This is a genomic window from Burkholderia lata, from assembly GCF_000012945.1.
In the GTDB taxonomy this organism is placed as follows: domain Bacteria; phylum Pseudomonadota; class Gammaproteobacteria; order Burkholderiales; family Burkholderiaceae; genus Burkholderia; species Burkholderia lata.
In genome coordinates this window covers 763,828-784,631 of record NC_007510.1, presented here as the reverse complement: position 1 = coordinate 784,631, position 20,804 = coordinate 763,828, and the positions used below count along the sequence as shown (strand labels likewise).

Annotated in this window: 17 protein-coding genes; 6 read left to right on the top strand and 11 right to left on the bottom strand. The window is 52.7% G+C overall.

Translation table 11 applies throughout. From position 1 onward, the window contains the following. Positions 1-2: 2 nt before the first annotated feature. Genes BCEP18194_RS09430 through BCEP18194_RS09420 form a run of 3 tightly spaced genes read right to left on the bottom strand, consistent with a single transcriptional unit; the run spans position 3 to position 3,518 of the window. Positions 3-1,532 (bottom strand): LTA synthase family protein, encoded by a 1,530-nt coding sequence (locus tag BCEP18194_RS09430; protein WP_011351056.1) that lies wholly within the window; start codon positions 1,530-1,532, stop codon positions 3-5. After that, the gene (locus tag BCEP18194_RS09425; protein ID WP_011351055.1) at positions 1,529-2,320 is read right to left on the bottom strand and encodes an SDR family NAD(P)-dependent oxidoreductase; all 792 of its coding nucleotides are present in this window, start codon (positions 2,318-2,320) and stop codon (positions 1,529-1,531) included. Before BCEP18194_RS09425 ends, BCEP18194_RS09430 begins: the two co-directional genes overlap by 4 nt. Continuing rightward, a complete protein-coding gene (locus BCEP18194_RS09420) occupies positions 2,313-3,518 on the bottom strand; it encodes a capsule biosynthesis protein (protein ID WP_011351054.1) in 1,206 nt (401 codons plus the stop codon). The genes BCEP18194_RS09425 and BCEP18194_RS09420 overlap by 8 nt, the downstream gene beginning before the upstream one ends. Before the next feature lie 390 nt (positions 3,519-3,908). Here BCEP18194_RS09420 and BCEP18194_RS09415 point away from each other — a divergent pair, with 390 nt between their 5' ends. The 3 genes from BCEP18194_RS09415 to BCEP18194_RS39425 are packed head-to-tail and all read left to right on the top strand — an operon-like array spanning position 3,909 to position 6,524. Then, on the top strand, positions 3,909-5,072 hold the full coding sequence (locus tag BCEP18194_RS09415; RefSeq protein WP_244272926.1) for a hypothetical protein: 1,164 nt from the start codon (positions 3,909-3,911) through the stop codon (positions 5,070-5,072). A gap of 40 nt (positions 5,073-5,112) precedes the next feature. Then, positions 5,113-5,874 (top strand): ABC transporter permease, encoded by a 762-nt coding sequence (locus tag BCEP18194_RS39430; protein ID WP_011351052.1) that lies wholly within the window; start codon positions 5,113-5,115, stop codon positions 5,872-5,874. Beyond that, positions 5,871-6,524, top strand: coding sequence for an ABC transporter ATP-binding protein (locus BCEP18194_RS39425; protein WP_011351051.1), 654 nt, complete (start codon positions 5,871-5,873; stop codon positions 6,522-6,524). The genes BCEP18194_RS39430 and BCEP18194_RS39425 overlap by 4 nt, the downstream gene beginning before the upstream one ends. A gap of 91 nt (positions 6,525-6,615) precedes the next feature. On the opposite strand, the gene BCEP18194_RS09410 is transcribed toward BCEP18194_RS39425, so the two are convergent. The 8 genes from BCEP18194_RS09410 to BCEP18194_RS09385 form a co-directional block, all read right to left on the bottom strand. Further along, positions 6,616-8,808, bottom strand: coding sequence for an HAD-IIIC family phosphatase (locus BCEP18194_RS09410; protein WP_011351050.1), 2,193 nt, complete (start codon positions 8,806-8,808; stop codon positions 6,616-6,618). 36 nt (positions 8,809-8,844) lie between these two features. Then, positions 8,845-9,927 (bottom strand): sulfotransferase family 2 domain-containing protein, encoded by a 1,083-nt coding sequence (locus BCEP18194_RS41140; protein WP_011351049.1) that lies wholly within the window; start codon positions 9,925-9,927, stop codon positions 8,845-8,847. A gap of 31 nt (positions 9,928-9,958) precedes the next feature. After that, positions 9,959-10,597: a hypothetical protein gene (locus BCEP18194_RS41135; protein WP_011351048.1), complete on the bottom strand. Its 639-nt coding sequence runs from the start codon at positions 10,595-10,597 to the stop codon at positions 9,959-9,961. Positions 10,598-10,600: 3 nt separating this feature from the next. Then, entirely contained in the window at positions 10,601-11,068 is a 468-nt protein-coding gene (locus BCEP18194_RS09400; protein ID WP_244272961.1) for a glycosyltransferase, read from the bottom strand. Continuing rightward, entirely contained in the window at positions 11,023-11,724 is a 702-nt protein-coding gene (locus tag BCEP18194_RS09395) for a hypothetical protein (RefSeq protein WP_011351046.1), read from the bottom strand. Before BCEP18194_RS09395 ends, BCEP18194_RS09400 begins: the two co-directional genes overlap by 46 nt. After that, entirely contained in the window at positions 11,721-13,448 is a 1,728-nt protein-coding gene (locus tag BCEP18194_RS39420) for a glycosyltransferase (RefSeq protein WP_157687162.1), read from the bottom strand. The genes BCEP18194_RS09395 and BCEP18194_RS39420 overlap by 4 nt, the downstream gene beginning before the upstream one ends. A 67-nt stretch (positions 13,449-13,515) precedes the next feature. Then, positions 13,516-14,820, bottom strand: coding sequence for a glycosyltransferase family 4 protein (locus BCEP18194_RS39415; protein WP_157687161.1), 1,305 nt, complete (start codon positions 14,818-14,820; stop codon positions 13,516-13,518). A gap of 48 nt (positions 14,821-14,868) precedes the next feature. Next, positions 14,869-16,041 carry a polysaccharide biosynthesis/export family protein gene (locus BCEP18194_RS09385; RefSeq protein WP_050781598.1) on the bottom strand — a complete coding sequence of 391 codons (1,173 nt, stop codon included), beginning with the start codon at positions 16,039-16,041 and terminating at the stop codon, positions 14,869-14,871. Positions 16,042-16,191: 150 nt separating this feature from the next. Between BCEP18194_RS09385 and BCEP18194_RS09380 the strand changes: the two genes are divergently transcribed. The 3 genes from BCEP18194_RS09380 (at position 16,192) to BCEP18194_RS09375 (ending at position 20,794) form a co-directional block, all read left to right on the top strand. Then, complete coding sequence (locus BCEP18194_RS09380; RefSeq protein WP_041492744.1) at positions 16,192-17,343, top strand: glycosyltransferase family 4 protein; 1,152 nt, start codon at positions 16,192-16,194, stop codon at positions 17,341-17,343. Between the two features lie 56 nt (positions 17,344-17,399). After that, positions 17,400-19,202, top strand: coding sequence for a capsular biosynthesis protein (locus tag BCEP18194_RS39410; protein ID WP_244272922.1), 1,803 nt, complete (start codon positions 17,400-17,402; stop codon positions 19,200-19,202). Between the two features lie 164 nt (positions 19,203-19,366). Further along, the gene (locus BCEP18194_RS09375) at positions 19,367-20,794 is read left to right on the top strand and encodes a mannose-1-phosphate guanylyltransferase/mannose-6-phosphate isomerase (RefSeq protein ID WP_011351040.1); all 1,428 of its coding nucleotides are present in this window, start codon (positions 19,367-19,369) and stop codon (positions 20,792-20,794) included. Positions 20,795-20,804: the final 10 nt, after the last annotated feature.

Genomic DNA, 20,804 nt, shown 5'->3' with positions numbered 1-20,804 from the left:
TTTTATGTCGCTTTCTCGGATGCGCACGGCTGTTCCGTGCGATTTCCGTCGTCTTGTACCACACTCAGCAGTGCCGTCCCCAGTTCCTCGGCTGCCAAGTCCCGGCATTCAGGGGTATCTACGCCGTAATTTCGCCAAATGAAGTAGTCGCTGTGCTGCGGAGAAACGCCTAGTTTCTCGAAAACATGGTGTAAAGCGGGAACGTGGTCGCCGTAAAAGCAAACGACTGTTTCACGATCGCTGGTGCGTAAATAATCTAGTAAGCGCCCGATCATCGCGTCTGCGTTTTCAATATGTCGCAGATATGCTGTCAGATCGCGCCAGGAGGCATCTTCGCCGAGAGTATGCCTTGAAGACGATTCACCAGGCAAAACCTGCTCGAGGTGCAGCGGCCCGTGGTTTTCCATCGTCATAGCAAATACGAACAGCGGCGTGTCGCGAGGCGCCTCCAGTTCGTTGATCACTGTGTCCAACACTGCCGCGTCCGCGATATACGGACCTGCTCGTGGAGCACCGCCAAAGGATGCGATGTCCAGGAATTGCTCAAATCCGAGCAAAGGGAAGACACGGCGCCTGCCAAAGAAATCGCCATAGTACGGATGGACCGCGACAGTTTTATAACCCTCCTGCCGAAACCAAGCGGCGATCGACCCACAAGCGCGCCGTACAAAAGCGTATGGGTAAAAGCGCGCGTAGCCAAGCTGACTCGAAGGTACGCCCGTCAGCACTGCGAACTCGGTCCGCATCGTATTTGCGCCCCAAGCAGGAACCGCAAGCGCGCCGTAACTGGCCGCCTCGCTGCATGCGCGATCAAAGTTCGCAAACAATGTGGGCACAACGCTCGGTGAAATGCGCGTTGCATCAAAAAACGATTCGCTCTGGATCACGATGACGTCGGGGCGCGTTGACCGCATACCAAACGCAAATGGACTCGCCTCAGTTGCACGCCTGAACGCGTCAAACGTCGCGGGACGCAGGCCATTCAGCAAATACGCAACAAACACGGTAAAAAAGCCATGGCGTTGCTGGTCAATGCCTGGATCAAGCGTCAGCGGCAGCGCCCTTGAATAGTGCCGTGTCAACACAAATGCGAAGCTAGCTGCGATCAACGACACGATTGCTGGGCGGGGAGCTACAGGCAGCTCCGCAAGATACCAGCCAACTACGGCCAGCAGGCCAACGCCAATTGCCGCTACTTTGCCAGCGCTCAGAAATGGCAGGTACAGACGCGGATGCGAAAACAGCTGACTAAAGAGACTGAGATCACTGAATACGAACGGCTCACGAAGCGACTCGTATTTTGCATTACTCACGAGCGCAACGAGTGCGACGACTGCAATAGCCATGGACGCCGAAAAAATTGGACGGGCAGTGACTAGCAGAAAGACTGACGTAAGAAAAACTACCGCCAATGAGTGAAGCAGATATGCACGCACCGGACGTCGTACTGCTCCGCGCGGAACAGCGAGGCGGTCCGGCAGAAACGAGATCCCTGCCGCAAATGCACACGCGAAACCAAACTCGACGATCACGAAGGATCTTCCTCGGACGGCAGATACGACAACCGGTCCAGGATTGCATCCGCAAGCGCGATAGGCAGCAGCGGCAGCAAACGCATACCGAACGCAAGCAACCCCGGAAATGCGATCTCCGCTCGGCCAGCTCCAAGCTTGCGGCGGATATAGGAAGCTGCCTGGTCAGCACTCCACATGAATAATTTATCTCCAGGGAACACATCGCTCATTGCAGTCTTGACGAAGCCGGGCAAGATCACGGCGATGCGAATACCATCGCGCCTCAGAAGTGGACGCACTGAATCAGCGTACGCCTTGATTGCGGATTTGCTCGCGCAATAGGCTGGCGAAATCGCCATACCGCGCAGCGCTGCAAGCGACGCCACCATGGCGACGTGACCGCGCTTGCGTGCTTTCATCCGGTCAATCACCGGCAACACCGCATGGATTACGCCGTAGAAGTTGGTATCGACTATGCGCACGGTACGCTCCCGCCCCTCCCAGTCGCGCGAATTCGCAAGGGTGCTCGCAACGCCCGCATTCGCGATAAGCAAGTCGATCGGATGTTCGTCATCGAAGCAGTCGAGCCATACCCGCATCGCCTCGGCATCACGTACGTCGATCGAATTCAAGACGACCACGGCGCCACGCGCGCGGCAGTCCGCTGCGCATGATTCGAGCCGCGCGACATCACGGCCGATAAGCCCCAGCACAACACCCGGCGACGCATAGGCAATCGCGAGCGCGCGGCCAATTCCCGCACTGGCGCCCGTGATGACGACATTACTTGGCATGTGTTTAACCATGCTCGCCCTCGAGGCGAGCGACCACCCCGCCAACAGCCATTTCGATGCCCGTCTTTGTATAGAAATCACCGTTGATCTGTGTGTGGTGCACCACGTAATCGACGAAAGCTTGATAGAGACGCGTATCGGGAATGTCGGCTTGCGTCCAGAAATCATCAAGACCACCTTGCCAGGTCAGACCAGGAATCGAATAGATCGCAGTGCCGAGAGCGATTAGTGGGCGCTGATGGTGAACAGCGGACAAGCCAACCGTGCTGTTTACTACGATTACGCCCCGAGCATGATCGAGCAAGGTGGGGAGATGGCCTGCGTCGATAAAACACAGCCGGTCGTCAACACCGAGTTCCCTGGCCAACACAGTCGCAAATTGCCTATAAGCAATCAAACCCGTATCAAGTGGGTGGTTCTTGATGACAAGCCATGAATCATGCGGAGCGTGACGGGCGAAAGAACGCAAAACGGTCGATATCGCCTCGCACACACCTTCAAACGGTGAATGCACAACGATCTGCGCATCCGAATTCAGTTGTAGCGGGAACAGATAATAATTACGCTTGCGGTCGACTAGATCGCTTGTGACCCGGTTGGCTTCTTTTTGATGAACACGCGACTGGACAGCCCGATAGGCGAGGCCAGCATACTCTTGGAAGCCGTTTTTGGGACGGTGGCTTTTGTAGTGCGGAAAGCGTCGTGCATGTACTACATTGGCAACACGATAAGCGATGTCGTGGTACGCACGCTCTAATAAGTTGTAGCCCGTCGGTTGACCAGGTGCTGCCGGCGGAGTGTGCTCACGTTGGTCAAGATACCAGGCGGGATCGCGCGGAAGCAGCGAACGACCATTGACTCCGTAGAGTTCCATCGTGATCCAGTGAGGACGAAGGTAGCCCTCTTCAAAGACGTGGACTCGCAAGCCGCGGGATTGAGCAACAGTATGAATGGGACGATGGATCGCCCGGCAATCCCCGAAGAGAAGGATGTCCGTAAAGTGGTGTCGCTCCACAATGTGCTGGTACCAGTCCAGCAACATCTCTGGCTTGCCATTGTAGTTCCAGGCTCCGCCTTCGCCACCATAGGCAAAGTCACCGCCGCAAAAATTAATCCGTCGGACCGAGTGGCCGCGACCGCCCAGTGCGGCAGCCAGCTTGCCAAAGAATGGGGAAGCCGTACCTTGTAAGGCAAGGAAGGAGCGAAACATACGTTTGTTTTTACACTGCACAAAGAAACACCACACGCCGATGGCTTGCACCACCGATGAAGCTCGATAGCGAAGTAGGCTAGCCCCCTCTTGGGGGAACGAAAGCTTATCGCATCAATGTTTCAAGCAAAACAAGAAAAAGAAAAATGTGGTGCAAAGCACCGAAGACCTGATTTCGCGTAGCTTGACTAGCTATAATCCGTGACTTGCTCTTCGCCGACTTCCCGAGGTTCGATCAACGTCACCGGATGCCGGCACCAGGAAACCCGAAGCGCACGCGTACACGAAAAATCGCGGCCAGTCAACGCCAAATGCAGCGTCCGGCACAATACCCCCTTCGTCTATGCATCGCCTCTGAGCATCACACGCTCACCACCATCAGAACTGGATTTGGAAGATACATCAAGCAACATGACGCCACACGCTCCTGTGACTGAAAAAGGCTTACTTGAACGAATCAAGAACGTCGATCGACTCTTCGCCTTGACTGTGTTAGTGCCGACCGTTTTGGTTTCCGTATACTACGGTCTTATCGCTTCGGATCTTTACGTATCCGAATCCACTTTCGTAATCCGAAGTACACAAAAAAATACACCCTCAACCGGGCTGGTCGGCGCGTTTCTGCAAGGCAGCGGATTGAGTAGCTCCAGTAGCGAAAACGCTTATGCAGTCACCGATTACATGACGTCTCGCGATGCATTGGCTGCAATCAATCAAAAAGAAGATTTTGTGACAGCCTATGGCTCCGGCCGCGGCGACTTTATCAGTCGCTTCGGTTTTCTAGGTGCCTATACAACCTTCGAAGATCTCGTTCGCTATTTTCGACGTCGCGTCGATGTTCGGTACGACACCGACACCGGCATTACCACGCTGAGCGTTGAAGGTTTCGCGGCTGCGGATGCAAAGAAATTCAACGAAAAGCTTTTAGAGCTAGGTGAAAAGCGCGTAAACGAAATGAACGCACGCGCAATGCAAGACACCATCCGCGTTGCACAAATAGAGGTCAACCGAGCGGAAGAAAGCGTCCAGCGTGCAGCCAAATCAATTTTGGCTTTTCGACAGAATAAGTCCGTTTTCGATCCGGAAAAACAATCCGAACTCCAACTGCAACGCGCCGCACTGCTACAGAACGAGCTTGTCTCAAATCGAACTCAATTGGCGCAAGTCCAACTGATTTCACCCGCCAACCCACAAATTCCTGCGCTGAAAGGAAAGATCGCAAATCTCGAAGCAGAGGTCGCAAATCTTACGCATACGGTGACCGGCAAGAGCGACACATCACTGTCGATCAAGAGCGCCGACTATGAGCGCCTCGCCCTAAACCGAGAGTTCGCCGACAAGCAGTTGAGTTCCGCAATGGCATCCCTAGAAGCCGCCCGCAGCGACGCGATGCGCCAACAATTGTATGTGGAGAGAATCTCCCAACCCAATGCGCCTGACAAAGCAATGCGCCCCTACCGAGTACGAAGCGTGCTTACGACCTTCGTCCTTGGCCTGATCGTCTGGGGATGCCTCAGCCTCCTCATTGCCAGCGTTAAGGAACATCGTGACTAGTCGGTCCCATGAACCCGGCCCCAGCTTCTTGCGATCGCTGATGATACAAGCGAGAGTTGTCCGCGCGCTGCTAATGCGAGAGATCATCACGAGATTTGGTCGTCACAATATCGGATTCGCTTGGCTATTTGCCGAGCCGATGCTGTTTACTATCGGCATCATGTTATTGTGGACACTGCTGAAAGAGTCCGCTGGCGCTCACCATATTAGTATTATCGCATTTGCCCTCACTGGCTATTCGACCATCCTCGCCTGGCGAAATACAATCGGCCGCTGCACAATGGCCATCGAGCCAAATCAAACCCTATTATTCCATCGAAATGTACGAGTAATTGATCTTTTCATTGCTCGCATCATTTTGGAATTATCGGGCGCTACCCTGTCGATGATAATACTGGTATTTGGACTCTCCAGCCTATCCATCATCGATCCTCCGCACAATATTTCCGATATGATTATCGGATGGGGAATGATTGCTTGGTATGCCGCCGGCATGGCCCTACTAATTGGTGGGCTCACTGAATTTAGCGAAGTCGTGGATCGTCTTTGGCATCCAATCGCCTATTTTCAGCTCCCAATTTCGGGAGCATTTGCCATGAATGACTGGTTGCCAGAAAAATTTCGAAACATAGTTCTTCTGTTTCCACTCCCGAATTGCGTCGACTTATTCAGATATGGATATTTCGGTGACGCAGTGAAACCGCATTATGACATCGGCTATGTCGCAGTTCTAAATCTGCTGATTACTTGGGGTGGCCTTGCCGTAGTCGCAGCCGCAGCCAAGAGGGTAGGAAACAAATGATCGAACTCTCCAACGTCACTCGTCGCTACAATACTCGAAATGGTCAACGCACCATCTTGAACAAAGTCAATTTGCGCGTCTTACGGGGTGAGAAGATTGGCATTCTAGGTGGGAATGGCGCCGGCAAATCGACACTCATTCGACTGATAAGCGGCGCCGAGCGCCCCGATGAAGGGAAGGTTCGTCGGTCAATGAGCGTATCTTGGCCGCTGGCATTTAGTGGCGGATTTCAAGGCACCTTGACAGGATTCGATAATCTGCGATTTATTTGCAGAATTTACAATGCCTCATACGATTCAACACTTCCTTACGTAGAATCATTTTCCGAACTCGGCCCGTATTTACGCGAACCGGTTAAAACATATTCGAGCGGGATGCTCGCAAGATACGCATTCTCCATCTCAATGGCAATTGAATTCGATTGCTTTTTAATCGATGAAGTTATTGCAGTCGGCGACTCCCGATTTCAACAAAAATGCAACGAAGAATTATTTGAAAAAAGAAAAGATCGCTCGATGATCATTGTTTCACACGACGCACACCGAATTCGGGAACTGTGCACTCGCGCGTGCGTGCTTGAGAACGGCAAACTATATCAATTTCCCAACGTTGAAGACGCATACCATTACTATGAAAGGAAAAAGAAATAATTCGCATCACGGACACAAAGAAAAATCCTGCTCCGTTGCAGGCGCCACCATCGAGGTAGTGCCTGCAGTCGGAATCTAAATCACAAGAAAATTACTTCCTCTCATCCTTTTCTGCTGTCACACCCAACGACAGCCCTTTCAGAAAATCCGTACCCTTATCAAAGAGCAAGCCATTGACACCCTCGCCATCCGACAACATGGACTCAGGGAAATCCAGCTTTACCAGGAAATTCTTAAATGGTCCGTTTTTTTCGGTTTTCCTGTAGAGATAAGTGGTCGCTTGAATCCCAGAAATCTTTCTGGCGACATAATCAGCCAAAGAAAACTCCACTCTCAGACCAAAAACTCTGCAGCTCATAACAAACTGAGTGCACTCCCCACCCTTATACAACATAACCGCCGTCATTCCATACTCGCTCAGACGATCTGAAACATCAGCACAGATCATCACACCGCCATCGCTAAAGTACGACTCAATCTCAGACTCAGTCCACCTGCGACCGGTCGAATTGAATTGATTGGTTTTATTCAACAACTCGAACGCCCGCGGGAATCGACGATGATCTCGACTCTCGATTTCTCCAATCTTAACCACAACCTGCAGGCTTGCAACGTAGTCTTGGTCAGATACCTGGGCCTTGATCTGCTCCCGGGCAACCATACTTTTGATTGACTCCGTTCGCGACTTGGATTCCTCAGTGATGTACGGGACCTGCAACTCGGATGCCCAAAGAAGAGTGCGTCTCCAGGTGCCGACTGGGCCATCAATGACGTACATATCCGGGTATGCAAACTTAATCTGCTCACGCTCGACGGGATTGTCGTCAACAAACAGCACATTCCCCGGAAGCAAATTAGTTTCCGCCAAAATCTCCCCAATATTCTGAACTTTGGGATTCCAGTTAGCCTTAACGCTAACAAATCGATCGAGCGGAAATCGCTTGCCGTACAAGTGATTCCAGGCAGTCTCGACATTAGAGTATTCGTTTTTACTGGCAATAGCGATCAAAATACCTCTATTTCTAAGAATCGCCGCCGCCTCCAGCATGCCTAACGGCCACCCCTCCGTCATATGCGGGCCAAGATCATCGCCGTCAGCTGCTACGCCACGCCACAATGTCCCGTCGAGATCGAAAATAACAAGCTTGACCTTCTTGTCGGATACGATCGTTTCATGAACGGCGCAGCATTCATTAAACGCAGCCAACGTAATTTCCGCAACCTTCGGATTGAATATCTCGTCATATGACCCTACCGGCGTCAGATTGAGCTCATAATCCGGATAGGCAGCACCCATGAAGGAAGCATGATTGCCGTGAGAAGTCACGTCGTCCATGAAATACCTCTTCCCAAGACTCGAGAGGATTCCATCGAAATCGATAACGTGAGCTCCCTTTATGCCTCGAACTTCTTCGTCGAGTGCCTGATTCAGCTTTGACACGAAATACGAATAATTGCTCAGTGAATACCGAGGCAACAGACGTCCAAGCGGAGAAACCTGAGGAATGGCGAAATTCAAGAAGAGCAACGGAATTCCACTCTGATCGCTATATTTTCTAAGTGCTGCAACGTTTCGCGCAAGGCGTGAAACGCACTCCTCAAATAACTTAGCAGCTTCATCATCATTACCGCTCGAAAATGCGGACGACAGCAGCTCCCCATCGGATATCAGAGATCGGACAGGAATTTGAGCAACCTGGAATGAATACTTCTTCAGATCCTCGTCCGAAATGTCCGGCAAATCAGATGCATTATTAAACAGAATATGCTCAACCTTCACTTCAGGATGAGTTCCATTGAGTACGTGACGCCACACTTCGGAAAGGCAGCTTCCGGTTACCAGAATACGCTCCGGCAGAATTCTTTCACTCAATGACGGCACACGAAATTGTCTATCCGAGAGACCATGACTGAGGCGGGGGTTATTCTGCCTTTTGATTTCAAACCGCTTTGCGAATTCGTCAGATTCGACCAACCGCTTGACCCAGTAATTGATCGAGTGTTTATTTCCAACTTCCGCGAGAAATTTCTCGTCGTTTGCCGATCGCCCGAGAATTGAATTAAACATAGCTTCAATTGCGGCCGAATCCGCCAACGCCTCATCGACGTCAACTGACGAGGCAATATTGTGACGCGATTTGTACTCCTCGCTCTCCACAAATATTTTAATCAACTCAGCCTTGCTCTTAACGCGATCGATCCAATAATCGATGACGTCGCTCCCCTCTGGCTCTCTATCAAGGACGATTCGATAAACATCCTCAACATCTATACTCGTAAGCATATACTCTCCTACAAACCAATGATCTTCCCAAGAAAATCAGGCAAAGCAAGTCGATGGAGTAATCACCCCATTTCCAGAATGAAAAAAATCCTTCAGGAAATTAAAAATGTTCATATCCCGGGAGCACATCACATCTCGAATATAAATTCGGTCTCGCAAGTCGAGGTCCCCTTCCGACTGGATCACCTTCTTTGACACATTCAAATATGATGCACTAGTTCTTGGACCCACATATCGTTCAACGTAAGACTCCAATGCCGAGATTTCAACCAAATCCATGTCAGCAACCACAATGTTATCGACAATCGAATCCATCGCTCCGTCGTGCCCTCCCAGATATCGGGAAATCAAATTCGCATATTCATCGTAAAAGTCCGGGCTGCGCAAAAGCCTTGATATTTGCCAACGCTCCCACGCCTGACCTTCGGATCTTTGTTCCACACCGAGCATCGCCAACCTAGCGTTCCAATTCTGCGCGTAAGGTCGCTCCGGGTATCGCTCCAACTCGGTGAGCACGAAATTGATCGCGGACACAACCACATCCACCGGGTTCCTAATTACAGTAAATGCCTTATCAGAAGACCTCAAACTGGATCGCGAAAATAGATCATTGATGTCGTAATGACCAGTGAATAGTATTCTTTTAGATTCCGCGCGTTGAAATTTCGGGAATTGCTGATGCGCGAGTTGCGCGCCATGGACATCCGACTCGTGTGAAACGTCCCAAATCAGAGTAGAGGCATCTCCACGGAAGCGCTCACGAAGATCCGTCCCCCCCGTCTTCGGGATGTGTAGAAAAAATATTCTTTGAGCCTCGGGATACGATTTACAAAGCAATCCGTGAAAGATTCTCCGAAATTCCTCGCTATTAATAACCTGTGAGATATGCCTAGCACGCTCCCTTCCACTCGAATAGCGAATTCTGCAGACCTCAGCTTCCGGCAATCTGTTCAAACAGGCCTGATAGATATCACGCGCCGAAATATCACTATCGCCAAGGTCTCCGCCCAACCAGTCGATAAATTTCTCGTCAGAAAGATCGATTTCCTCATTATTTGCCGCATACCTGGAAACCGCAGCAACCATATTTGTAAAATCGAATTTATTCCCGTTATTCACTTCAACCCCGGCGCGTTATTTGATTATTTACTCATTCGAAAAGCGGGCAGCCAGGAAAATCCGCAGAGAAAACTCCTGGAAGTCCGGCGTTCCGCTTCGATTTATACTCGTCCGAATCCTTCAACATTGCGACGACCAACATCGGTTCCGTCTTGGCATACCTGACATACGCATCCAGCCCACCTTCATCTGGCCTACGCTCGAGCACGAATCGATATGCAAAATCAACATATTTCCTGGGCGCCAAGGCGCGCGAAAGTCGCGTTATTAACGGCTCGTAATACGACAAATCATCGTATCTCACATCAATAGCGTAGGAGACCAGATCCTCCACACTCTTGCCAACTCTATTTTTCCGCGGGCCAGCATTGACATCACTAATCGAAAGCGTGTGCAATTCCGCACCACTCACTCCACAACGAATTGAAATCGCGTCGGACAACACAAAATGCGAGTCGCGAATCTCGAACTCAAATCCGCACCATCCGTCACGATAACCTGCCTTTTTTGCGCCGGCGTCAAAGAGGTCAGCTCCAGCGGCGCCAACCAAAATATCTCCCGCAAAGAAATGCAGCTTAGTGCAATTCGGACCATTATCAGGCCCCGCCCATCCGGTCAAAACGGAATGGTTTACGGAATTCAATTTAAAGAAAGAAGTCTTAGCTTTCACGAATCACCCTTCGGACCCAACCCAATTTGCGATCATTTCATACGTGTTATCCCACGACCGGCTTCGGCAGTCTTTCCAGATTTCGGTGAAACTCAACCTGTCCAAAAAAGTCAGATTATTTGCCGATTCGGCGTTTTCCATCGCGCGCGCGAAAGAATGCACGTCCTTGGGATCAAACAGGAACGATCTCTCCGGATAGACCTCCGGCAGACTTGAGGTATTGGAGCAAACGACGTATTTACCCAAAACTCCGGCTTCCGCAATCGGAATCCCGAATCCTTCAAAGAAAGATGGATAAACCACGAACCGTGACATTGCCAGCAGCAGCATCTTTTTCGCTTCCGAAACGAACCCAGGAAAAACGATCCGCTCCGAAAATCTGGGGTTAATCTCGTTCAAGCGCTTCAAGAGACGCTCTTTTTCATTCAACCAACCATCTCGGCCAATAAAAACAACTTTGTATTTATCCAGAAATTGAGGATATTTTTCAAGAAAATCAAAGATAATTTTCCGTTTTTCCGAGGCTCAATCGTTCCAAGCACACAAATATAAGGCTCTGCGTCAATTTCCTCTCGTTCCGCCAATACCGAACTTAATGTTTCCGGTGAAAGATCAACGCCGAGCGGCAAAACCTTCACCATCTCCTCATCAACGGAAAAATAGTTAATGAGATCGAGAGCAGTAGATCTTGAAACGCAAAAATGCATACCAGTACTACGCACGTCCCCCAAAAACCTATTCGCGTGGTGATTGATGGTGTCCTGGTTGTGAAACTGCGGGGTCAGCAATGTGGAGAAATCATGGTAAATAGTTGCTTCTTTACCAAAGTAACCCCGTAGCGCCTTCATATTAGGAAATAGCGCAGCGCTGTTCGCTGCCCGAGCATAATCTATCGTTCGCCCCTTCCAAAGCTGCGATTCCAAATACTCAAGGTAGTCGCCGCCGCTCCGGAGCGTCAACAAATTGTCGACAATTTCATCATCAACTTCAATCGATTCATAAATGAATCTCCAGTCGATGTTCGAATCCGCACGTGCTCGCTCCGCAATCATTGCGGTCACGACTGGAATCCCCGTCCAATGCTCCTCAAAGAGCGGGGATATGTCCATATACGCCTGAGCACTCATTCCCCTGCCTCCGGAAAATAGCCGCGATCTTCCATTTTTTTGCACAAAATAGAGCCAGAGTAGTCTTGAGAAACTCTTAAAATAGAATTATTTGATTTTTCCATAAAGTCAGAGTCGCTCAGGGAAACAGCTCGTTGGAGCGCATCGTGAACAGCCGATTCATTCACTGTGTATGTCTCAAAGTCATCGAACATTTGATATGCGCGACGCATTGCCGCCGGCGGCTGACTCAAGTAACTCGGAACTACAACTGAGTTCCCTTCATCGATGTAGTCGGACATTGCAGTGTGATCAACAGACACAGGAACGCAACCATGAGCCATCGCCTCAAGCAGTGGCAAATTTTGCCCTTCTGCGCGGGAAGTACACACGAAAAATGAGGCCAAATCGTACAACGACTCCAGTTGCTCGCCAGACAGTGCACCATTGAATATCCAGACGTTCTGGCTAACGTACGGTCGAACCAGATCGGCATCGTCCGCAATCTGATAATTTAGGATCCGATCGTTGATGGTTCTGTTTGTGTCGTCCGGTGAACTCGTTTTTATCAGGAGAACAGCATCCTTATGTGTCTTCGAAAATTCACAGAACGCACCAAGCAACGGCTTCAGTTGCTTTCTTTTGTCATGAGGATTCAAGATCGTAAGAAATATCGGCGGAACCGATTTTTCACTCGCGCTCTGAATCACCTCCGAAGTCAATCTCGCCCGATTTATCGCATGATTTGCGAAATTTCCTTGGAGGCGCGGAAATATGCTCAACGGCACCCAGGAGATGTCTCGCAGTTTCCGTACATGTGCGCTACGCCCCGCATGCTTTGCGCGATTGGCCTTCTTTTTTGGAGCTGAAATTGGGGACGGCACCCAGTGAACTGGTTTATTTACGATTCCGGAAATTACGCTGACTGCATAATTTGAAGGCAACCAAATTTCATCAAATGCCGCCAGTTGTCTTGCCCAATTTTCGAAGGGATGAGGCGAAACCGTCTCCGCATCCGATGGAATTCGCGAAAATTCCCAGGCAAAGTGAAGAATGTTATATGCGCCCTTCATCACTCTCGCAAGTGGCGGAGGGGCAAAATTTATGTGAACCATTTTCTTCGAATGGTTCGCTTGCGGGGCGGGGAAAAATTCAGGGTTCTCGACCGAACTGATGACATACCCCCCGTCCTCTAGCGCAGACACAAACCCATTTGCTGCAAAGGCATAGGAATAGTTCGCCTTTCCCAGGCTTGCTCCGGCCGGATTTTTGATTGACTTGAGAAGCGTTGACGCTGCACTGGATATATAGAAATCAACCCCATCATCCGTTGCACTGTTCGCCGCGATCAATCGCCGGAGCGGCGCCATATACTCACCAACTTCAGTCGCGACACCTTCATTGGCCATATCTTTAGCCAAGCTCAGAGCTCGCGCATAAAAATCGAATGCTTCTTTAAATCCGCCACGCACCTTATTCAAGTGTCCGAGTTGAATAAAATGATCAACGGATTTTTCGGAATCTTGCTGACCGGCGAGATAATGGGACTCTGCCAGTGACAAGAAGCCAGCCTCCTTCAATGCGTGGCCATACTGAATTTCAGCATCGTTCAAGTCGCCGCGAGAACTAGCAATGCGGAACTGCCTTGCCGCCTTCTCCCATGCCCCGACCTTCATACTATCCATCGCGGCAGAAATCGGATCAACCGCCCTAGTCGTTGGGCGACTCTCATTTTTCTTCTTCATTACTTTCCACATAACTGACCTCACTGCGCTCTCGATTTTTTACACCACTTACAATTCGCCGCCGACCTTAAAGCACGGCATCATATAAAGATGTCAACCTTCCCCGATAACTTTCTGCAGAAAATTCCTTTGCTCGCTCAAACCCTATGCGCGACAACTCACCCCTCAATCGATCATCCTTGTCTATTAAATTCAGACCGCGAGCAATAGCACTAGTATCGTATGGGTCAACCAACACGCTCGCATTTCCAGCTATCTCGGGCAACGACCCTTCCGTCGAGCACAACGTCGGAATTCCGAGTTGCATCGCCTCCAGCAGCGGCAGACCAAATCCTTCGTAAAGAGACGGAAAGACGACCGCCTTTGCGCATCGAATTAGGCTCATCAAGAACGGGCGTGGCGCATAATCAAACATCTTGATATTGGATCGAATTCCAGAATCGTTCTTCTTCATGCTTTCCAAAAGCCGCACTTCTTCATTCGACTTCCACGCTAACGATCCGACGATAACCAATTTCGCGTCGACATGCGACGAGAGAAAGGCCTCAACCAATCTCCCAACGTTTTTCTTAGGTTCGATTGCGCCAAAAAACAAGAAGTAGCTATATGGCTCCAAACCATATATTCCCGCCACCTCCTGCTCAGCGTCCGCCTGGCTTTTATTTTCCAATACATGTGCAGTGTCGACAGATTGATATGTATTTTCCACATGATCTGACGACACATTAAATAGATTCAGAATATCTTCCTTGGATTTTTCTGAAACCGTGCAAATTTTATCGCTGGAATCCAAGCAACCCTTAATCAGACGATGATAGTATCGCTTGTTATCGAGCGTGGTATACGGCAAACGCAGGGGAACCAAATCATGAATAGTGTAAATATTCGGCACCCCTTCCGCTTTTATCGGCAGCGGATAAGTCCAATGCATAACATCCGGCTTCTCCTCGAACCTGACCTTTAGAAATTTCTTATGCCGCTTGAAATATCGTCGCGCAACCAGAAATAGGTCATTTACATTGAAAATTCGAGAATGCTTTGGGAGTCGACTACCGAAGCGACGCACCTCCACCACACCGGATTGCGGAATTTCCACCACGTTGTACCCGAATGGTGCTCGCGGATACTCTTTCGCCTCGAGATAAGCACTTTTTAACAGGCCGCGTTTTTGATTCGTGCCGCCCAAGTAATCAAAGAAAGAGATTTCCCGAAGTATGGGCGTCTGACGGGCTGAGATAGGAGCGCCGTATAAGGTCCACGCATCCCACCCCATTTGCTCGACATTGTCAGCAAGACTCTTGGCATAGGTCGCAACACCTGTTCCATGCTGGAGTGCTAGGTTATGACCGTCAATTGCGATGACGCGTTTCATGCTCACCTTGCTATTGCCATACACACGATCTTATCAGGATCGAACGTATTACTTAAATGTTTGCACACCAGTGACAACTGGATAGGCCACCGAGAACACCAAGTTCAATACCTTCTGGATCTCCGTCACCGGCGCATTCGACACATACAACAAGTCCTTGTTATCCATCATGAAGCTCTGCGCCACAAAAAACGAATTCGGATCTCGCAGATTGATGCGATAGATGACCGGGACTTTGCCATCAACCGTCGTACGCACGGGTTGATTCGGCCAATTGAGCGCACTGGCATTTTCCAGGCGGAAAACGAACACGCCTTGAGCGTCCGAACGAGAATCCTGAAGCCCCCCGGAGCGCCCCAACGCTTGGGCCAACGTTATCCCTTGGGCCTCGAAATTGACCTCTTCGTTCTTGCCCGTCGCTCCGAGCGCTGTAAAGCTGTACGGTTGGAACAACACCGTCACAACATCTCCCGCACGCAACGGCACATTTTCGCGCGGGTTGCGAATCACCGATTCCAGTGGCAGTGACGCAACGGTATTTCCGCGCGTTACCTGAAGCGTGATCTTGTCGATCGGCTGACGTACGCCCCCCGCAGCAGCCAGAGCATCCAGCAATCGCTCGCCACGCGCGCTCAATTGCATGCGGGTGCTCCCAGGTACGTCTCCGACAACTGTCACATACGACGTTTCGTTCTTTGCAAGCCGGACCAGCACCTGCGGGTCATGCGCCTTGTTCTTGAGTTGCGAGACGATGTAGTTCTGCAGTTGCGTCGGCGTACGGCCCGCGGCCCTCACTGCTCCGACGAACGGCACGTTGATATTGCCGTCGCCATCCACCACTTGTGCCGGCAGCGTGGTCACACGCGCACCGCTTGGCGCGCTAGTTACCGAAGTTTCAGCAGCACCGCCGCCGAACAACGTCGCAGGCGGCGCCTCCCAAATCGAGATTTCCACGCCATCGCCCACGCCAAGCTGCTGGCGGAAGGCGGTGTCGCTTCCCAATATCGCGGAAAAATCCGTGCGGCCGCGCTCGGCGTATAGCTTTCTGGCGACCTCGTCGGTTACGTCGACAACCTGGATCCCATCAGGATTACTCTGTGCACCAGCACTGTTGATCTGAGAGCGGCTGGGTCCCGAGGTTGGCACCGTCGAGCAGGCGCTCAACGCAATTACGCCACCAACAATAATGGTCACCCACGTACTGCGGTATAAAATTGACATTTTTTGCTGATCCAATCCCGTCATTCAAACGCGGCATGGATTGTCGCACGATGTAGAATCAAATATGCGTTTTATCGGCAGGGATCCACGCCCCCTCTGCCGCGAATCGCTCGGGCACGTAATGATGCCGCCCACAAGAAAATTACGCGCGTGTTAAACATCTTCCTCGACATCTCCCGCCTGCTTTCCCGTCTGGCCAACGGCTTGCACCCGACAGGCGTGGATCGCGTCGGCCTTGCGTATGTTGAGCGATACCATTCTCAGGCCCGCGCTATTCTGAGTGAACTTGGCTATTCCAAAACGCTTACCCAAAAGGAATCGGAGCGCGCTTTCAACATGCTCCGCGGGCCGGTGCCCAGCCGCGCGGCCATCCGAGCGCTGGTTGCTCGCAGCGTCTTGACTCCGCACCGCGAACGCTTCGAACGGGCGGTACTGTTGCATACAAGTCACAATGGCATGGAGCACCTCCGCTATTATCGTGCGCTGCAACGCCGTAACATTCGCTCCGTTTTTATGGTGCACGACCTGATTCCGCTCACGCACGCCGAATATTGCCGCCCCGGCATCGACGATGCACATCGGCAGCGCATACATACAGCATTACGTCACGCGGATGGCCTGATAGCGAATTCGCAAGACACACTTGATGCGCTGGGCGCGGAAGCACGGCGCGCAGGCTTACCCTCGCCCCCCAGCGTCGTCGCCCGTCTCGCCCCTGGCATCACATCACGCGAAAATTTGCCACGCCCGCTCGATCATCCGTATTTCGTGATGCTCGGCACAATCGAGCCGCGCAAGAATCACTGGTTCATGCTGCACATCTGGCGGCGACTCGTTGAAGCACTCGGCGAACACGCCCCAAAGCTCGTCATCGTCGGCCGCCGCGGATGGGAATGCGAAAACGTCGTGGACATGCTGGAGCGCTGCGAGCCAATTCGCGGAGCCGTCATTGAAGAGGCCGACTGCACGGACGAGCGCCTGCGCGCGTGGCTGTTGCACGCGCGTGCACTGTTGTTCCCATCCTTTGTTGAAGGCTACGGGATGCCCCTCGTCGAGGCGCTGACGCTTGGCGTCCCTGTATTGGCCAGCGACCTTCGTGTGTTTCAAGAGATCGCGGGCGATATTCCAGACTATCTGGATCCGCTTGACGGTCCGGGCTGGATCACACGTATCCGCGCATTCGCACATCCTGACAGCACCGATCGCAAGGCCCAGCTCACGCGCATGGCCCGCTTCCAAGTCCCAACTTGGCAGACACATTTCGAACATGTCGATCGGTTCCTGGAAACCTTGGCCCCGTAAGCGCTTGCATGTCACGTTCACCGACGATCCATACGCACTCTTGGCCGAATGGCATCATGCCACGCAAAAAAGGGCCGGCGCTCTCGTGGTTCACCACTTCCCTCGAATCTGAAACGGCCGATGGATGGATCGGCCGCATCGATGCCGAACTCGCGACCTTATCCGCAATCGGCTCGGCATTGAATATCACGCGGCTCGTGGAGCGATTCCGTGCCGCCAACGTATTCGATCCATCGAGCTGCGCCACGCGTATTCCGCTCGGCTTGCTCGAGCGCGGCACCGCACAGCGAGTGCTGGTGCTCGACGAGCCCGCATCCGTCTATTTGCAGGCACCGCGCAGAGAAAGGGAAAGGCAGTTTTCCCGAATGCTGGCCGCAGTGCACCGCGAGCAACCAGAGGCAGAAATTTGGTTCGCCCGTAGTGGCATATCGAGTTCAGGAGAATGGCTTTCGTCGTCCCATCCAGGAATCCGCGGTTCGAATCGATACATCGACACAAGCGAGTCACTCTGCGCTTCCCTCCCGTATTTCGACCACGTCTATACGCTCTCCGCAGTTGAAGGGATGCAAGCGTTGCTTTGTGGCGTCCCGGTACATGTATTCGGTATGCCGTACTACGCTGGCTGGGGATTGACGCACGACGATGCGCCCCAGCCGGCAAGGCAATCGCACGCGACTCTGGAATCATTGTTCGAAGTTGTGTTCATACGCCTTTCCCGTCATCTCGCCCCTGCAGGAAAGACATCCGATTCGCTCGAAGCACTCCTTGACGCAATCGAAGCTCATCGCGCAACCGTATTACGCTTCGCCGATATACGCCACGTAGCAGGCATCCGTTTCCAGTGGTGGAAACGACCCTTCGCTACTCCTTTCCTGACGGCCGGTGGCGGAACACTGCGCTGGACGGATGACGCAAGCAAGCTTGCGGAAGGAGAGCATGCCGCATTTTGGGGTGCGCGTAGTACAGAGGGCTTGCCACCCGACACACCGGCCGTCCGTATCGAGGACGGCTTCCTGCACTCGATCGGCCTCGGCTCAGACCACGTCGCTCCATGCAGCCAGATAATCGACCGGCGCGGCCTCTATTTCGACCCGAGCCGCCCGAGCGACCTGACGGTGATCCTGAACGAAACGGATTTCAATGAAACTGAACTCGCGCGGGCTGACGCATTGCGCAACGAGATCACCCGCCTAGGGTTGACAAAGTACAATCTCGGTCGCCGCAAGCCGGCTTGGCACGCGCCGCCGGGCAAGCGCGTTGTGCTCGTGCCGGGACAGGTCGCAGACGACGCGTCGATTCGACTCGGTACGCGCGGCATCACGACAACCGAAGAATTGCTGCGAACGGTACGCGCCCACAACCCGGACGCATTTATTGTCTATAAACCCCATCCTGACGTCCTGTCGGGCAATCGCCGCGGCTTAATAGAAGCGGCAGCTCTCGCCGACGTGATGGAGCAGGACTCTGATCTGATTTCGCTGATTGAGATAGCGGATGAAGTGCACACGCTTTCTTCGCTGTCTGGTTTTGAAGCGTTGATTCGCCGGAAAGCTGTCTTCACATATGGACTGCCCTTTTATGCAGGCTGGGGGTTGACACACGATGCGCTCGCACCACCTTGGCGCGATCGCAAGCTCTCGCTCGATATGCTGACGGCAGGTGTATTGCTGCGCTACCCGATCTATTGGGATTGGACTCTTCATCTGTTTACATCGCCCGAAGCCATCGTTCGAAAATTGGCGATACCTGCGAAACGCCCACTCGTGAAAATTCGAGGTAATCGTTTGCGCCCACTTCTAAAAGCAATTCGTTGGAGCAGGAATGGACTCCAGCACCTCGCATGGCGTTGCAGTCAATGAGTGTGAGAAAATGAGGTATCGCCGTAGAATTTACGATCCTCGATCAGTACAGACACATCGCGCGCTCAATATTGGCGACGCTTTCTTTTAATAACTTACAAGATTTAATCAAGACGTTGGCGCAACTGAACGCGCCATGCATCGGCAACTCAGGATCTTTCTCCATGAACATTCATCCGGTAATTCTGTGTGGTGGCAGCGGCACGCGCCTTTGGCCGATGTCGCGTGGCGGTTATCCCAAGCAGTACCTGAAGCTGACAGGCGATCGGACGCTCGTCCAGCAGACGGCGGCTCGTCTCCAGCACATTCCGGGCGCCGCAGCCCCCATCGTCCTCACCAACAACGAACAGCGTTTCCTGGTCGCAGAACAACTCCGCCAGGTCAACATCACGCCGTCGTCGATCGTGCTCGAGCCGGTAGGCCGCAACACCGCGCCCGCAATCGCGATCGCCGCGCTGCTCGCCCTGCACGAATCGCTCGACGCACTGCTGCTGGTGCTGCCGTCGGACCACGTGATCCTCAACGAGCCGGCATTCATCGCTGCAGCCACCGAGGCAGCGGCCATCGCAGCAGACCAGTACCTCGTCACGTTCGGCATCACACCGACGGAAGCACACACCGGCTTCGGCTACATCCGCCGCGGCCCGGCCATCGCGGACGGCAAGCAGGTCTACAAGGTTGACGCGTTTGTCGAAAAGCCCGACGCACCGACAGCCGAGCGCTTCGTCAGCGACGGCAACTACTCCTGGAACAGCGGCATGTTCATGCTGAAGGCGTCCACGTACATGGAAGAACTGCGTCGCCATGCACCGGAGATCGCCCGTCAGGCAGAACTCGCATTCGAATCCGCCAAGCGTGACAACGACTTCGTCCGTCTCGACGCGGACGTATTCGCAGCCTGCCCGAATGTCTCGATTGACTATGCGGTGATGGAAAAGACCGAACGCGCCGCTGTCGTTGCGGCGGCGGACCTCGGCTGGAACGACATCGGCTCGTGGAGCGCGCTTGCGGACATCGCTGACGCCGACGAGCAAGGCAACGCGCTCATCGGCGACATCTTCACCGATGCCGTGACGAACTCGTATATCCGCGCGGAACACCGGATGGTTGCGGCAATCGGCCTCGACGACATCGTGATCGTGGAAACCGCCGATGCCGTGCTGGTCGCGCATCGCGATAAAGCCCAGGACGTCAAGAAGATCGTCGAGTGGCTGAACGCTTCCGGTCGCCACGAATCGGTTACGCATCGCCGCGTCGTCCGCCCGTGGGGTTCATACGAGGGTATCGACCAGGGCGATCGCTTCCAGGTCAAGCGCATCATCGTGAACCCCGGCGCGCAGTTGAGCCTGCAGATGCACCACCATCGCGCCGAGCACTGGATCGTCGTGAAGGGCACCGCAATGGTCACGAACGGCGACAAGGAAATCATGCTGACCGAAAACCAGTCGACCTACATTCCGCTCGGTGCGACCCACCGGTTGACGAACCCCGGCAAGATCCCGCTCGAACTGATCGAAGTCCAGTCGGGCGCGTATCTTGGCGAAGACGACATCGTCCGCTTCGAAGACACCTACGGCCGCGCGGCATCGTAAATACGACAAC